Below are 16,251 nucleotides of genomic sequence, written 5' to 3'. Positions count from 1 at the left end.
CGGCGCCGCCGCGTTTCGAGTGGCGGACGGCATGCGGGCCGCGGAGGCCCGAGTGAGGAAGACGAGAGAACCAGCTCACAGGTTCCAGTCTTTTTAGCCCGAAATACGGTGAATGATCTCACGCAAGATTGCTAGCGGGCCCGCCGAAGTCATACGGTCAGGGATCGGCTTCCCACTGGCACGAGGATCCGCGAGAAATCGCGGGGATTCGCGAGGCATGACGAGGCCGACCCCCATGTTTCCCCCCATCCGTCGCATCCCTCGCAGGAGCCCATTCCGTGCCCTCCGCCGGACTCGCCCCCCGCCGCATCGTGCAGCTGTCGGCGCTGCTCTCGATGTTCGCGCTCTTCACGGCGCAGATCGTCTCCGCTCTGCTGCCGAACGTCCCGGTGTTCATCGCCGCGAGCGCCGCCGGGCTCGCCCTCGACGTGTTCCTGCAGTACCGGGACCCCGGTCTGCTCTCGCTCCTGGGCAAGGTCCGCTTCGACGTCACGGTCCGGCAGTTGCTGCGCGACATGCTGATCCTGGTGGGGCTCCTGCGGATCGAGGGCATCAACCCGACGCGCGAGCAGGCTCCGCTGCTGATCGCGCTGTGCCTCTTCTACGCCCTGCACTTCGCCTGCCAGGCCGCCGCGGTCGTGGTCCGCCGCACCCGTACGCTGCCGATCGTCACCCGCAACATCGACGCGTCCGCGCTGCGCCTGAGCGCCGCGCCGCCGCGCGTCCTGGCCCGACGCCCGGGTCACCGCCTGCTCACCTTCTCGATCCCGACCACGGCCGGCCTGATGGTCACCGCGGCCACCACGGACGCGTACTGGGGCGCCATCGGCGTCGGCATCGCGCTCGTCCTGATCGGCGGCGGCACCGCCTACCTCGCCACCTGGCTGCTGCCCAAGAAGCGCGCCAAGAGCGAGCAGAAGGTCATGGAGTGGCTGGACAAGTGGCTGGCCGACTACCGGCCGACCGTCGCCATGTACTTCTCGGGCGGCACGACCTCCGCGTACCAGGCGAACATGTGGCTCTCCACGCTCTCCTCGGTCGACGCCAAGCCGCTGATCGTGCTGCGTGAGCGCTTCATGGTGCAGAAGATCGACGCCACGGACGTCCCGGTCATCTGCTTCCCCAAGGTCTCGACGATGTTCTCGCTGGAGAACTCGACGCTGAAGATGATGCTGCACCCGGCCAACGCCGCGAAGACCTCACAGGTCCTGCGCATCCCCACGATCAAGCACGCCTTCATCAACCACGGCGAGTCCGACAAGCTGTCCTCCTGCAACCCGTACGCGAAGGCGTACGACGAGGTGTGGGTGGCCGGTCCCGCGGCGCGCGAGCGGTACGCGCTGGCCGAGGTCGGCGTCGAGGACAAGGACATCGTGGAGGTCGGCCGCCCGCAGCTGGCGCCGATCCGCCCCTACTCCGGGGCGCCGACGGGCACGTACACGACCGTGCTGTACGCCCCCACGTGGGAGGGCTGGGACGGCAACCCCGGCAACACCTCGGTGGTGCTGGCCGGCGAGAACATCGTGAAGCGGCTGCTCGCCGACGAGGGCGTACGGCTCCTCTACAAGCCGCACCCGATGACCGGTTCCGTCGACCCGCGCGCGGGCGCCGCGAACCAGCGCATCATGGCGATGATCCGCGAGGCCAACACCAAGAGGTCCGGCGCCCGTCCGGACGCCGGTGCCGCCGCCGAACTGACGCGCCGCACGGCCGAGTTGGACAAGCTCACGTCCACCGACTTCCGTGAGAGTGCGGACGAGATGGAGCGGATGCTGCTCCAGGGCGCGCCGCGGGGCGACCGCGAGGCGGCCATCGTCGAGGCCACGCTGGCCTGGGAGAAGGCCTACTGGGCGTCCTTCCCGGAGTGGGAGCACGAGATCATCACGGACGCGCGGCCGGCCATCTTCGCCTGCTTCAACCAGGCGGACCTGCTGATCAGCGATGTCTCGTCGGTCGTCTCCGACTGGCTGTCGAGCGAGAAGCCGTACGCGGTCGCCAACACCTCGGGGATGTCCGAGGCGGCGTTCCGCGCGGGGTTCCCGACGGTGTCCGCGGGCGCCATCCTGACGCCCAAGGCGGGAGGTGTGCCGGCGCTCCTGGAGTCGGTCCGCCACCCGGAGAAGGACCGGTTCACGGCCGCCCGTGCCGAGCTCAAGGAGCACCTGCTCGGCCCGTCCGACCCGCCGTCGCTGGCCCGCTTCGACGCGGCGATCGACGACCTCTGCACCCTGGCCGACGAGCGGCGCGTGCGTATGGAGTCCCGCCTCGCCGCGGAGATCCCCTCCCCGCGCTCCGCGAAGGAGGACGCGGCCGAGGAGGCCGCGCAGGACCCGAACGAGGCGGACGACTCCGTCAACGCGTAGCCGCTGCCGCGGGGAGCACGTGGAAGAGGGCCCGGAGTGTCTCCGGGCCCTCTTCCTGTTTTGGTGCGCGTTTCGTTTTCGGCTGCGGGTGCGGTGGGGGCTGGTCGCGCAGTTCCCCGCGCCCCTGAAGATGGCTGGGGCCGGCGGTCACCTGCCGCTTCCCGCCGACGGTCACCTGTCGCTTTTAGGGGCGCGGGGAACTGCGCGAACGGCCCCCACCGCACCCGCAGTGTGCGAACAAGCCGGTGGGGGCCTGGGGGCGGAGCCCCCGGTTGCCGTCTCTAGAACGGGTCGAAGTCGTCGAACTCCTGGTCCGCCTCGTCCCGCTCCGCCTGCTTCTCGCGCCGCCGGGTAACGGCGGGCCGAGGCGCCTCGAACCGGTGGTCCTCGCCACGGCGACCGAGCATCTCGGCCCCCGCCATGACCGTCGGCTCCCAGTCGAAGACGACCGCGTTGTCCTCGGGCCCGATGGCGACGCCGTCACCGTGCCGGGCCCCCGCCTTCATCAGCGCGTCCTCCACACCGAGGCGGTTGAGCCGGTCGGCGAGGTACCCGACGGCCTCGTCGTTGCTGAAGTCGGTCTGACGGACCCAGCGCTCGGGCTTCTCGCCCCGTACGCGGTAGAGCCCGTCCTCTTCCTGGACCACCGTGAAGCCGGCGTCGTCGACCGCCTTCGGGCGGATGACGATACGGGTGGCCTCCTCCTCGGGCTTCGCCGCACGGGCCGTCGCGACCATGCCGGCGAGGGCGAAGGAGAGTTCCTTGAGGCCCGTGTGGGCCACCGCCGAGACTTCGAAGACCTGGTAGCCGCGCGCCTCCAGGTCCGGCCGGACCATCTCGGCCAGGTCCTTGCCGTCCGTTACGTCGATCTTGTTGAGGACGACGAGACGCGGCCGGTTGCCGAGGCCGCCGTACTGCTTCAGCTCCTCCTCGATGATGTCGAGGTCGGAGACCGGGTCGCGGTCGGACTCCAGGGTCGCCGTGTCGAGGACGTGGACGAGCACCTCGCAGCGCTCCACATGGCGCAGGAACTCCAGGCCGAGGCCCTTGCCCTGGCTCGCCCCGGGGATCAGTCCCGGCACGTCCGCGATCGTGTAGACGGTCGAACCCGCCGTCACCACACCGAGGTTGGGGACGAGGGTCGTGAACGGGTAGTCCGCGATCTTCGGCTTGGCGGCCGACAGGACCGAGATCAGCGAGGACTTGCCCGCGCTCGGGTAGCCGACGAGCGCGACGTCCGCGACGGTCTTCAGCTCCAGGACGATGTCCCGGAGGTCACCGGGCACGCCGAGCAGCGCGAAGCCGGGCGCCTTGCGGCGGGCCGAGGCCAGCGCCGCGTTGCCGAGGCCGCCCCGGCCGCCCTGTGCGGCGACGTAGGTCGTGCCCTGGCCCACCAGGTCCGCGAGTACGTTCCCCGCCTTGTCCTGGATCACCGTGCCGTCCGGCACTGGCAGGACCAGGTCCTGGCCGTCCTTGCCGGAGCGGTTGTCGCCCTCGCCGGGCTTGCCGCTGGTGGCCTTGCGGTGCGGGGAGTGGTGGTAGTCGAGGAGGGTGGTGACGGACTGGTCGACGACCAGGATCACGTCACCGCCACGGCCGCCGTTGCCGCCGTCCGGGCCGCCGAGCGGCTTGAACTTCTCACGGTGGACGGAGGCACAGCCGTGACCTCCGCTACCCGCGGCGACATGCAGCTCGACGCGGTCCACGAAGGTGGTCATGGGATGTGCCTCCAGTTACGTACGGAAATCTCTCATCGATGATCACCCGGCGGCATTCGCCGCTCAGTGATCACTACTCAGTTAAAACACGCGAAAGGCGGACCCGCTTCCCGTACGGGAAGTGAGGTCCGCCTCGCGAAAGATCCGGTCAGGCGACCGGAACGATGTTCACGACCTTGCGGCCACGGTGAGTACCGAACTCCACCGCACCGGCGGCGAGGGCGAACAGCGTGTCGTCCTTGCCGCGGCCGACGCTGGCGCCGGGGTGGAAGTGGGTGCCGCGCTGGCGGACCAGGATCTCACCGGCGTTGACGACCTGACCGCCGAAGCGCTTCACGCCGAGCCGCTGAGCATTGGAGTCGCGACCGTTCCGGGTGGACGATGCGCCCTTCTTGTGTGCCATCTCTCCTCAGTCCCTTACTTCGCAGCCGCGGGGATCTCAGTGACCTTGATCGCCGTGTACTGCTGGCGGTGGCCCTGACGACGGCGGTAGCCGGTCTTGTTCTTGTAGCGAAGGATGTCGATCTTCACACCCTTGTGGTGATCCACGATCTCGGCCTGGACCTTGATGCCGGCGAGGACCCACGGGTCGCTCGTCACGGCGTCGCCGTCGACAACGAGCAGGGTCGAGAGCTCGACCGTGTCGCCAACCTTGGCAGTGGAAATCTTGTCAACCTCAACGATGTCGCCGACAGCAACCTTGTGCTGGCGACCACCGCTGCGCACGATGGCGTACACGCGGATCTCTCTCTCGCTCGAAATCGGAATCCCCGCAGTCCAGCCGCCGAGGAAAGCAGGCGGCCTCTCCCGGGGCGCGAGCCACCGGGAGGAAGAGGTTTACGGGAATGCGGTGCGTCAGTGAACACACCGAGGGTCAAGGTTACGGGGCCCCGACCTGGGGGTCAAACCGGGTCGGGGGCGGCTCCTTGCCAGGACCTGACCTGGACCTACGTGGTCGGCTTCTCACCGTCGTCGGGCAGCGGCTTCACGCCCTTGCACAGGTCCGTGGTGTCCGCGGTGCCCGGGTAGGCCGCCTTGGTCACCCGGTCGAAGTGGACCTTGTACATGTCGTGCACGGCGTCGTCGTCGACCTTCACGATCGACTCGTCGTTCTCGCGCAGCGCCGGGCCCGTGTAGTTGCCGGAGCCGGTGAAGCTGACCTTGTTCTTCACGCCGTCGTACATGCCGTCGATGAGGATGTACTTGGAGTGGATGATGTACGGCGTCGACAGCTTCTGGCCGGGGTTCAGCGGGTCCCGGTCGTCGTTGTAGCAGCGCACGGTCGGGCCGCCGGTGGTGTGCATCTTCTCCCACGTGCCCGCGGTGCCGCCGCTGCTCTTGGCGCTGTCCGACTCGGCGTAGACGATGCTCACGGAGCAGCCCGCCTTCTTCAGCGAGACCAGCTTCTCCGCGATGGCCAGCCGCGTGATCTTGAAGATCGCCACCCGGACCTTGGTCGACTGCGTGACCCCCGCGGTGTCCTTGTACTTGCAGGTCACGTTGTTGAGGATCGAGTACACCGTGTCGGTGGCCCGGGTGTTGCCGGCCCGCGGGAAGAAGTACGCCTTGTAGAGGCCGTTGCTCACCGTGCGGTAGTTCCAGGACTCCCAGTCCTGCGCGACCATCGTGTCGAAGTAGTCCGCGTAGGCGTCGTACATCGTCGGGTTGTTCGGCAGCAGCAGCGCGTCGTTGAAGAACTTGGTGTGCGCCGACGGCGTGGAGTTCGAGGTGGTCTCGACGACCACGTTCGTGGCGCCCTTGACCGCCGAGAACAGCCAGAACTTGTTGTGCATGATCGACTGCCCGAACTTCGGGTCGCCGAGGCACGACTTGTTCTCCGGGCAGGTCGCGACGTACGAACCCTGCGTACGGTCCGTGCCGAGCCCCGAGGCCAGCGTGCCGTACGCGGTGTTGGTGGGGCGGTCGCTGATGCTGGACTCGTCGAGCAGCACCTGGACGTCTACGCCGCGGTTCTTCGCCGCCACGAGCGCGTTGACGACCGAGGCCTCCCAGACGTGGTAGACCGCGACCTTGATGGTGGAGCCGGGCAGCGCGGCGTTCGTCAGCTCGATGAGCCTCGTACGGATCGCGGTCTGCTCGTCGGCCGTACCGAGCGGGTCGTTGAAGATCGGCCCCTCGGTCCACGCCGGGTTGTCCACGGCCTGCGCGGTACCCGCCGACATGACGGCCTGTCCACCCGCCGCGGACAGCACCGTCGCCAGTGCGACGGCCTGGCGCCCGCCCTTGACCGGCTTTACGGCACGGTGTCGCCCAGTGCCCTTCAGGCGCACGCGCGCCATTCCAATCCCCTCCCCTGACACGTGTGAGCGTCTCCCCAACGCGCACCCGTGTGTTCACGCCTATGACTGCATGAGTTTTACAGGTAGATGATCGCCTTCCAAGAGGCGGGGGGTAATTGTGATGACCGTGATGCTCCTGAAAGCATGTCAGGAGCTCCCAAACCGGGCGGAAATCACGGCAGTTCGCTTCCCCTGACGGAGCGTCGTCCGCGCAATCGAAGACGCCCCCTGGCCTGCGGTCCGACCGCAGGCCAGGGGGCGTCTTCGATTGCGCGGGTGCTCAGCCCTCGTCGGTGGAGGCCGTGACGGTGGACGGAGTCTGCTGCTCCGCCGCCGCGGTCTTCTTCGACGTCGACTTCGCGGCCGTCTTGGCGGTCTTCGCCGTCTTCTTGGCCACGGTCTTCTTGGCGGCCGTCTTCTTGGCCGTCGTCGTCTTCTTCGCCGCGGCCTTCTTGGCGGTCGCCTTCTTGACCGTCTTGCGGGCCGTCTTCTTGGCTGGGGCCTCTCCGTCGCCGGACGCCTCCGCAGGGGCGTCGGCAGGGGCCTCGGCGGCCTCCGTCCGGGCTTCCGCGGGAGCCTCCGCCGAGGCCGAGGGGACGACCACGACGGCCGTCTCCGCGGGCGCGGTCGGAGCGGTGGCCTTACGGACCGCACGGCGGCGCGCCCGCGGCGGGGCGGCGCTGTCCGTGGCGGGCTCCGGCTGCGGCTCGGGCTCGGCGACCGGCTCCGCCTTGGACTCGACGGGTGCGGCGACCGGCTCGGTGACGGTCACCACGGTCTCCTCCGCGGCCTTGGGCGAACCGGCGGGCGCGGTGGCCTTGCGGGTCGCCCGACGGCGCGTACGCCCCTTGGGCGCGGCGTCCTCGACGGCGGGGGCCGCGGCCGCCGGGGCCTCGACCACCGGGTCCTCGGCAGCGGCGGGCTCGGCCTGCGCGGTGGCGGCCTGCTCCGGCTGCACGGGACGCCCGACCTCGTCCTCCGACGTCACGGACTGGGCCGTAGGAGCCTCCGAGCGGCGCTCGGAGCGACGGCTCTCGGACCTCGGCGCACCCGCCGGGGCCGACGCGCGCCGACCGGCACGACGCCGCGAACGGCCACGCGTGGCCGCGGCCTCCGCCTCGGCGGCGCTGCTGTAGAGGTCCTCGTCCGGTACGAACTCGGGCTCGGGCAGCGCGACCGGCTCGGCGGCCTCCGCGACGACCTCGGCTTCCGTCTCCTCGGGCTCGGCCGTCTCCGTCTCGTGCGTGTGCTCGTGGTCGTGGGTCTGGTCGGCGCCGCCACGGCCGCGCTTCTTGCGCTTGCCGCCGCCTCCGGCGGAGGTGGGCTGCTCCATGTGCACGATCACGCCACGGCCGTTGCAGTGGACGCAGGTCTCGGAGAACGACTCCAGCAGGCCCTGGCCGACCCGCTTACGGGTCATCTGGACGAGGCCCAGCGAGGTCACCTCGGCGACCTGGTGCTTCGTACGGTCGCGTCCCAGGCACTCCAGGAGGCGGCGCAGCACCAGATCGCGGTTGGACTCCAGGACCATGTCGATGAAGTCGATGACGACGATGCCGCCGAGGTCGCGCAGCCGCAGCTGGCGCACGATCTCCTCGGCCGCCTCCAGGTTGTTCCTGGTGACCGTCTCTTCGAGGTTGCCGCCCTGACCGGTGAACTTGCCGGTGTTGACGTCGATGACGATCATCGCTTCGGTCTTGTCGATGACCAGCGAACCGCCGCTCGGCAGCCAGACCTTGCGGTCCAGCGCCTTGGCGAGCTGCTCGTCGATCCGGTACGTCGCGAAGACGTCGACCTCGGAGGTCCACCTCGACAGGCGGTCGGCCAGGTCGGGCGCGACATGGGCCACGTACCCGTGGATGGTCTCCCACGCCTCGTCGCCGCTCACGATGACCTTGGTGAAGTCCTCGTTGAAGATGTCGCGGACGACGCGGACGGTCATGTCCGGCTCGCCGTAGAGCAGCGTCGGCGCGTTGCCGCCCTTCGCCTTCTTCTGGATGTCCTCCCACTGCGCCTGGAGCCGCTCGACGTCACGGCGCAGCTCGTCCTCGCTCGCGCCCTCGGCGGCGGTGCGCACGATGACGCCCGCGTCCTCGGGGACGATCTTCTTGAGGATGGTCTTCAGACGCGCGCGCTCGGTGTCGGGCAGCTTGCGGCTGATGCCGGTCATCGAGCCCTCGGGCACGTAGACCAGGTAGCGGCCGGGGAGGGAGACCTGGCTGGTGAGGCGGGCGCCCTTGTGGCCGATCGGGTCCTTGGTGACCTGCACGAGGACCGACTGGCCGGACTTCAGCGCGCTCTCGATGCGGCGGGGGCCGTTGGCCATGCCCAGCGCCTCGAAGTTGACCTCACCGGCGTACAGCACGGCGTTGCGGCCCTTGCCGATGTCGATGAAGGCGGCCTCCATCGACGGCAGCACGTTCTGGACCTTGCCCAGGTAGACGTTGCCGACGTACGAGGTCGACTGCTCCTTGTTGACGTAGTGCTCGACGAGCACGTTGTCCTCAAGGACGCCGATCTGGGTGCGCTCGCCGCTCTGGCGGACGACCATCACGCGCTCGACGGCCTCACGGCGGGCCAGGAACTCGGCCTCGGTGATGATCGGAACACGGCGGCGGCCCTGCTCGCGCCCCTCGCGGCGGCGCTGCTTCTTGGCCTCCAGACGGGTCGAGCCCTTGATGGACTGCACCTCGTCCGAGGCGTCGGCCCGCTCTTCCTTCTTGCTGCGCGGCTCACGGACCTTGACGACCGTGCGCTCGGGGTCGCTGTCGCCCGACTCGGCCTCGCCGGACGAGTCACCGGCGCGACGACGGCGGCGACGACGGCGACGGCTGCTGCTGGAGCCGCCCGACTCCTCGCGCTCGTCCTCGGCGTCCTCTTCCGTCTGCTCGGCGGTGTCCTCGGCGTCCTGGGCAGCCTGTTCGGACTGCTCGGCGGTGTAGTCGTCACCGTCGGCCGAGTCGCCGTCCGCCTCGGCGGACTCGCCCCGGCGGCGGCGACGGCCGCCACGACGGCGCCGACGGCGCGAACCGGTCTCCTCGCCGTCGTCACCCTCGGCGGAGTCGTCGGCGGTGTCCTCAGCGGACTCCTCGTCGACGGGCTCCTCCTCGGGCTCGGGGGCCTCCGCCACGGGGGCGGCGGGCTCCTCGGCCTTCCTGCGGCGGCGCCTGCGCGATCCGCCGGTCTCCTCCTCGGCGACGGGGGCGGCCTCCTGGACCGGCTCCACGACGTCCTCGGGCTCGTCGGCGGCCTCGGCAGCGGCGGCGGCCGCGGCGCGCTCCGGCGTCTGGAACATCGGCTCGGTGAACACGGGCGCCTGGAACACGGCGACCGCGGGACGCGCGGGGCGCCGCGAGGAGTCCTTCTCGGTCTCCGCGCTCTTGTCGGGCGCGGGCGCGGCGAAGCCTCCGGCGGCCTTGCGCGTGGCACGGCGGCGGGCGCGGCGCGGGGCGCCGTCCTCGACGTCGGTGGTGGTGTCGGCCTCGGGGGCCCGGTCGTTCTTGGCAGCGGCCACGGGGGCCTCCCTGCGCTCGTCGCGGACATCGGCCTCGACGGGCTCGGTCGCGGTGGGGGTCTCGGCGCGCTCCGCCTCGGGCGGGGTGGCGCGGCGGGCGGGCTCGGCGGGGGCCTCGGCGGGCGCCGTCACGGGCACCTCGGCCTCGGCCTGCGGCGCGCCGGTGGGCGCGGTGGCCCGACGGGTGGCCCGGCGGCGCGTACGGCCCTTGGGTGCGGCGTCCTCGGCCTCGACGGCCGGCGCCTCTTCGGCTTCGGCTTCGGCTTCGGCCGGGGCGGTGGTCGTGGCAGGGGTCGAGGCCACGGCGGCCTCTTCGGCCCCAGCGGTCACTACGACCTCGGCGGCCTCGGTCTCGGTGGGCGCACCGGCGGGTGCGGTGGCGCGGCGCGTGGCGCGACGGCGTGTACGGGGCGCCGGAGCAGCCTCGGCTGCGGGCTCCTCGGCCACGGGCTCGGCGACGGGCGCCTCGGGCTCCGCCTGTACGGCCGGAGCGGCGACGACGGCCTCTTCGGTCACGGCGGTCGCGCCGGGCGCTCCGGCCCCAGCGGCCTGCGCCGTCTCGGCGGCCTGCGGCGCACCGGCGGGGGCGGACGCACGACGGGTGGCCCGACGGCGCGTACGCGGCGCTGGGGCAGCCTCGGCCGCCGGCTCGTCGGTGACAGACGTCTCAGTGACAGCCTTCTCGGCGGTCACCGCTTCAGCGGCCACAGCCGCCTCTTCGGTCTCCTCCGGCTCCTCCGTCACGAGATCGGTGGAGCTCACGGCCGGTATGGCCGGCGCGGTGGTCCCGGCCACGCTCTCGCCCTCGGGGTTCCCGGAGGGCGGTCCCGCGGGGCGGGACGCGGCGCGACGACGCCTGCGCGGCGGCAGGGTGTCGCTGGGAGTGCTGTTCTCGGAGCCGTTGGAGGGCTCAGCGGGTTCGGTCGGTTCGAGCATGCGGGTGGATCTCCCGTCAGGCTCCCGGGCGCCGCGGATCCGGTGACGTCCGCGGCTCGCGCGATGCGCGGTGCCGCCGTCCGGGGCGCGGGCGCCGCACGGGAGCTCTCTGTGTCCTGTCTCGCCGGTTCCGTACGCCATGTGTGCGTACGGCCTGGCGAAAGTCTTCTGGTCGGTGCGCTGCCCGACCCAGGTGGCTCCCGGATACGAGGGCGGCGCTTCGACGTTCGTCCTTACGCGGGACCTTCCTTACGCCGGCGCCTTCGCGGCGGCAGCGGTCGCGGCCGTGGGTGGGGCGGCAGCCACTGCCTCGCGGTCGGGCGCGAGCGGGTCGGTCACCGTGCCGGTCTCTTCATCGAAAAGCCCCTGCGCCAGCCTGGTCACCGCTGCGGGGACCGGCGGCGCCAGGTCGGCCACAGCTCGGAGACCGGACAGGACGTCGTCAGGTCGAACGGCAGGCGTCACGTGCCGAACAACCAGCCGCAGTATCGCACAGGCCTGGTCGCTCGGCCTATCAGCCTGTGGACTGTGCGTCCCGGGCTGTGCCGTGTGTGCCTCTGATTGTGCTGTGTGCGCCTCCAGGCTCGCGACCGCGCCGCGGGCGTCGAAGGTGCGCATGCCGTTCTTCGTCTTGCGCTGGACCTCGACCGCCTCGGCCGACGTGAAGGCGTCGACCGCGCGCTCCGCGTCCTCGGGGGTCACGCCGTCGAGGCGCAGCTCCCATACGGACGCGGTGAGCCGGTCGGCGAGACCCGACGTACGGGCCTCCACGGCGTCGATGATGTCGAGCCCGACAGGCATCGACTCGTCGAGGAGCAGGCGCAGCTTCTCGGGGTCGCGCGCGTCGGTGAGCGCGATCTCCAGGTACTCGGCCTCACTGCCCGTGCCGGTGGGTGCGGCATTGGCGTACGACACCTTCGGGTGTGGGGTGAACCCCGCCGAGTACGCCATGGGCACCTCGGCGCGGCGCAGCGCACGCTCGAAAGCACGCTGGAAGTCGCGGTGGCTGGTGAACCGGAGGCGGCCGCGCTTGGTGTAACGCAGTCGGATGCGCTGCACCGCGGGTGCGGGCGGCGGGCCTTCGGGCTGTCGCTTGCCCAGTGTCGTTCAGTCCTTCGTGAGTGCGGTCGTACTGCTACCTAGAGTACGTGTCTCGGCGCCCGCAGGTTCCCCCCGGGAGCGGTCCGGCCCGGACTACAGGCCACCGCCGGGCTTGGCCAGGCGCACCGGCTCGGGCTCGCTCCGGGGCTTGGCCAGGGCGACCGGCTCAGGTTCGCGCGGCGCCCCGAACACCATGCGCCGGATGTCGGCCCGGGTCTGCCGTGCCGTCTCACGGGCGCTCGCCAGGGCCTGCCGGGTGGTACGGCCCACGCTCCGGGCGGCCTCCGCGGCGGGCCGCCAGACGGCGTCCCGTACGAGATGTCCGACGGGGGTGAGCACACTCTTGTACGCCCATCGCACCGGCTCCACGAAGATCCACCGGAAGAGTCGCCCGAGGAAGCGTCCGACGGCGAGGGAGATGTACCCGGCGACGCGCCACGCGTGTCCCAGGGCTTCGCCGATCTCCCGCGCGACGACGGCGATGCCCCGCCCGACGGGTGCGAGCACCCAGCGCCACAGGGCGACCGCGGGCACGACGAAGATCCACCGCAGGAGCGTCCCGACGACCATGGCGATCCAGGTCACGCCCGTCCAGATCCCACGCCCCAGCCATGTCATGGCGGCCCACAGCCCTCCGCCGATCCATGTCACGCCGGCCCACAGACCACGGGAGACCCATACGACACCGGACCACACACCACGCGCGACCCATACGACACCCGCCCAGAGGCCCAGGGAAGCCCATGTCACGCCCGCCCACACACCGCGGCCGACCCATGTGATGGCGCCCCACAGCCCCAGCGCGGCCCAGGCGAAACCCCGCCCGGTCGGTGCGAGCAGCGCCCGGTACAACCAGCGGGAGGGAGCGACGACCGACACCCGCCACAGCCAGGCGCACCCGGCCCCGATCCCCCGCAGCGCCCACACCACTCCGTGTCCGACGGGCGTCAGCACTCGCTCGTACAGCCAGACGGCGGGGACGACGAGCAGCACGTTCCCGAGCCAGGCCAGGGCGCGGCCCAGCGGCACGGCCACGTACCGCCAGAGCGCCACCCACGGCCAGACGAACAGCAGCTTGCCCAGCCAGACCAGGGCGTTCCCGAGGCCGGTCAGCAGCCACGCGACGACGGTCGCGGTCCCCTCCACCAGCCACCCGAGGGCCCGCCCCACAGGTGCGAACACCCACATGACCGCCCGCCCCAGGGGCCGGAACAGCGTGTCCTTGAGGAAACGCCCGCCGACGACCAACGCGTCCCACACCATCCGTACGGGCACGACCAGCACCAGCACCACGATCCGCACCGGAATACGGATCGCGACGGCGAGGCAGCCCTCGGGAGCGGTGTCCTCCCGCCGCGCGGGCACGCCTTGCGCACCGGACGCCACGGGCGCCACAGGCGACTCGGGCTGCGCGGGCGTCCCACGCGGCACAGGCGACTCACGCGGCGCGGGCTGCGGCGACTTCTCCAGGTCCATATCAACGAGGACGCATCAATGGCCCGTACGGATCCAGAACCGCAGCTTTCCGCCCCGTTCGTCCTCGAACTCTCCACCATTGGCCTCGATCACCTTGCGGGAGCCGATGTTGGTGGTGTCGCAGGTGACGAGGACCCGGTCGAGCCCGAGATCACGCGCGTGCGGCAGGACGTCCCGGAGCATGGCCGTCGCGTACCCCTTCCTGCGCGCCGTCGGCCGTACGCCGTAGCCGATGTGACCGCCGAAGTCGCGCAGCTGCGGGGTGAGCCGGTGCCGTATCTGGATCCGGCCCAGATAGTCGTCCCCGTCCACGTACCAGAACCAGCTGCCCGGTACGAAGCCCTCGGGCCGCCGACCCTCCTCCAACTCCTCCTCACGGACGGCCGCGACATAGCGCGCGAAGCCGTCCGGCTCCTGCCAGTCGTCGCCGTGCACGGCGAGCTCCCGCTTGAGGGTGTCGCCGAAGTACTCCCCCTCGGCCACGTCTTCGCGGACGGCGTCGAGGAAGGAGAGCCGGAACCGGGGGTCGGGGCTGATGAGCTGCGGCATCGCCTCATTGTGGTCCGCGGGGCGAGGCCGGGCCACGGCTTTTCCACCGGGGGCCGTCGTGGACCGGCGTGGACCGGAGCCTCGCCTGACGGACTCGCCCGGTGCCTTCGCCCGGCGCGGCGAGGACGCTAGTCCACGTCGATCCCGTACTCCCGGATCAGTTCCTCCAGACCGCCCCGATATCCCTTGCCGCCGAGTACGAAGTCCCAGTCGCCGCCCGCTCGTCGGCGGAAGGAGCCCAGGACCAACGCGGTCTCGTCGGCCCGGCCGTCGGACACGTCGAGGCGGCCCAGCTCGGTTCCCGAGGCGTCCGACAGCCGGATGCCCGCCTCGGTGAAGCCGGAGAGATCCGCCTCGGGATTGATCTCGGGGTCGACGGCGGCGACGAGGACGAGCCGGTCGGCCCGCTCGGGCAGCGCGTCGAAGGACACCCGGATCGCCGCCTTGTCCGGTGCGGCGGCGGTGAGCGCGCGGACCGTACCGTCCGGTGTCCGGGGGTTGTTGAAGAAGACGAAGTGCTCGTCGCTCAGCACCCGGTTGCCGTGGCAGACGAGCGCGCAGACGTCCAGGGCGACCTGGCCGGTCCAGAACATGCCGAGCCTGTTGTGGTCGTCCGTCCCGTCGTCGGCGTCCGGTGTGCGTCCTTCCGGTGTGCGTCCTTCCGGTGTGCGCTGGGCGGGAATCGGGCCGCCGGAGTTTCCGAGGCGCCCGCGCAGCCCGTGCCGGTGCAGGAGGTCGACGAGTTCGTTGCCCGCGACGAGTTCCAGGGGTTTGCCGTTGGCGAAGGTGTGCGAACCGGGGCCGAAGCCGGAGGTGGTGACGAGGACGCCCTTGTTGGCGCCCGCGTCCTGGACCGTGCCGAACAGGTCGCGGACGGCGGTCGGCGGCACGGTGTTGCGATAGCGCTTCACCTGCACGACGATCTTGCCGCCCCGGATCGGCGTCGGGTCCAGCGCGTCGACGTCCACGCCGCCGTCGTTCGACCGCTGGGTCGTAACTGCCTGCATGCCCATGGCCCGGAACAGCTCCGCGACCAGCGACTCGAAGGCGATCGGGTCCATCTCGTACAGATCCGGCTCCTCGTCGCCCCCGTGGGTGACGACGCCGTTGCCGACGTCCTCGGGCCGCCGGCCGGGCCGTACGACCGCACGCTGGTCGGGCCGTGCCGACAGCTGTCCCCGTAAGCCGTCCACCAGGCAGTCGACGGCGCTGACCTGCTCCAGACGGAGTCCCGTGAAGACGGAGCGGGGCGCCATGACCGTGGCCAGGAAGATCCGCGCCTGCCTGCCCGTCGCCGGGTCGTGATCGTCGACGAACCCGTTGAGCGCCACCGACTCCAGTGCCCCGAACTCGTCCGCCGCGAAGAGATCGTGCAGGACGAGGAGGACGCACTGCGCGAGCACGTCCCGGTACAGCGCGCGGCGCTGGGAAGCGGGCCGGGGCGCCTCCTTGTCCTGATCGGCGCCGGGCATGTACCGCACGAGCTTCACCTCGGGTACGACGTCGTACCCGGGCAGCTCCCAGTTGAGCACCAGTTGTCGCGCGGGCGAGTCGTACGCGGCCGTCACCTGGCGCGGCAGGTCCTCGGGCCAGGCGGAGGAGGCGTAGAGGGCCGCGGAGAAGTACTCCACCACGGCCTCGGGGTCACCGTCGCGGAGCCCGGCGGCCATCTCGGCGACACCGGCGTTGTGTTGACGGATTTCGCTCAGCCGGCTGTCGGCCCACTGCTCGTACTGCCGCTGGTAGGCGGCCAGTTGCTGCAGGCGCTGCCCCTCCGCGGCCTGTGCTGCCTGCCAGTCGCGCTCGAACCGGGCGCGCGCCTCGGCCTGTGCCTGGGCCCGCCGGCCCGCACCGAGCCCCCAACCGCCCTGCGCCTGATACTGATTCGGATCGGGCATCGGCCGCGGATACGCCAGCGGCCCGGGCGCGAAGGGCTCCACCTGCTCGGCGCGGGCGAGCTGCGCGGTCCCGAATGCCGGCGCCCGGCACCCGGCGGCCAGCAACCCCCGCAAGGACTCGACCCGCGCGTCCAACTCCTCGGTACGCCGCCTCGCGTCGGCCTCCCGCTGCTGCCGGTACGCGGCCTGATGCTCACGCCGACTGCGTGCCAACTCCCTCTGCTGGTACCGCTGTTGCCTGTCGAACTCCCGCTGCTGCCGCGCCCGTTCCTCCACCTGGCGCTGCTGCTGCCGCTGGACCTCGGCCCAGATCCCGACCAACCCATTCGAGCGACGACTCATGCTCTACAGGCCCTCCCCCACAACTCCGAGGCCCTGCCACCGAACCCCGACCCC

At 71.1% G+C, this 16,251-nt stretch carries 10 protein-coding genes; 1 reads left to right on the top strand and 9 read right to left on the bottom strand.

Annotation, left to right across the window (positions count from 1 at the left end; all coding sequences use genetic code 11):
* The first annotated feature begins 278 nt into the window (after positions 1 to 278).
* Complete coding sequence (locus JEQ17_RS30880; RefSeq protein ID WP_200398197.1) at positions 279 to 2,363, top strand: hypothetical protein; 2,085 nt, start codon at positions 279 to 281, stop codon at positions 2,361 to 2,363.
* Between the two features lie 281 nt (positions 2,364 to 2,644).
* On the opposite strand, the gene obgE is transcribed toward JEQ17_RS30880, so the two are convergent.
* The 9 genes from obgE to JEQ17_RS30835 all read right to left on the bottom strand — a co-directional run bounded on the left by obgE (position 2,645) and on the right by JEQ17_RS30835 (position 16,197).
* A complete protein-coding gene (obgE, locus tag JEQ17_RS30875) occupies positions 2,645 to 4,081 on the bottom strand; it encodes a GTPase ObgE (protein WP_200398196.1) in 1,437 nt (478 codons plus the stop codon).
* 148 nt (positions 4,082 to 4,229) lie between these two features.
* Complete coding sequence (rpmA, locus tag JEQ17_RS30870; protein WP_006374707.1) at positions 4,230 to 4,484, bottom strand: 50S ribosomal protein L27; 255 nt, start codon at positions 4,482 to 4,484, stop codon at positions 4,230 to 4,232.
* A gap of 14 nt (positions 4,485 to 4,498) precedes the next feature.
* A complete protein-coding gene (gene rplU / locus JEQ17_RS30865) occupies positions 4,499 to 4,819 on the bottom strand; it encodes a 50S ribosomal protein L21 (RefSeq protein WP_006374708.1) in 321 nt (106 codons plus the stop codon).
* Positions 4,820 to 5,028: 209 nt separating this feature from the next.
* Positions 5,029 to 6,381, bottom strand: a complete 1,353-nt coding sequence (locus JEQ17_RS30860; protein WP_200398195.1) for a phospholipase D-like domain-containing protein — start codon at positions 6,379 to 6,381, stop codon at positions 5,029 to 5,031.
* A gap of 280 nt (positions 6,382 to 6,661) precedes the next feature.
* On the bottom strand, positions 6,662 to 10,831 hold the full coding sequence (locus tag JEQ17_RS30855) for an Rne/Rng family ribonuclease (RefSeq protein WP_200398194.1): 4,170 nt from the start codon (positions 10,829 to 10,831) through the stop codon (positions 6,662 to 6,664).
* 249 nt (positions 10,832 to 11,080) lie between these two features.
* Positions 11,081 to 11,890 (bottom strand): TIGR03936 family radical SAM-associated protein, encoded by an 810-nt coding sequence (locus tag JEQ17_RS30850; RefSeq protein ID WP_200398193.1) that lies wholly within the window; start codon positions 11,888 to 11,890, stop codon positions 11,081 to 11,083.
* Positions 11,891 to 12,025: 135 nt separating this feature from the next.
* Positions 12,026 to 13,297, bottom strand: a complete 1,272-nt coding sequence (locus tag JEQ17_RS30845; RefSeq protein ID WP_234048440.1) for a hypothetical protein — start codon at positions 13,295 to 13,297, stop codon at positions 12,026 to 12,028.
* Between the two features lie 126 nt (positions 13,298 to 13,423).
* Complete coding sequence (locus tag JEQ17_RS30840) at positions 13,424 to 13,957, bottom strand: GNAT family N-acetyltransferase (RefSeq protein WP_200398192.1); 534 nt, start codon at positions 13,955 to 13,957, stop codon at positions 13,424 to 13,426.
* 128 nt (positions 13,958 to 14,085) lie between these two features.
* Positions 14,086 to 16,197, bottom strand: a complete 2,112-nt coding sequence (locus JEQ17_RS30835) for a restriction endonuclease (protein WP_200398191.1) — start codon at positions 16,195 to 16,197, stop codon at positions 14,086 to 14,088.
* Positions 16,198 to 16,251 lie beyond the last annotated feature (54 nt).

This window comes from Streptomyces liliifuscus, assembly GCF_016598615.1.
GTDB lineage: Bacteria > Actinomycetota > Actinomycetes > Streptomycetales > Streptomycetaceae > Streptomyces > Streptomyces liliifuscus.
This window is presented reverse-complemented; position numbering and strand designations above follow the sequence as displayed.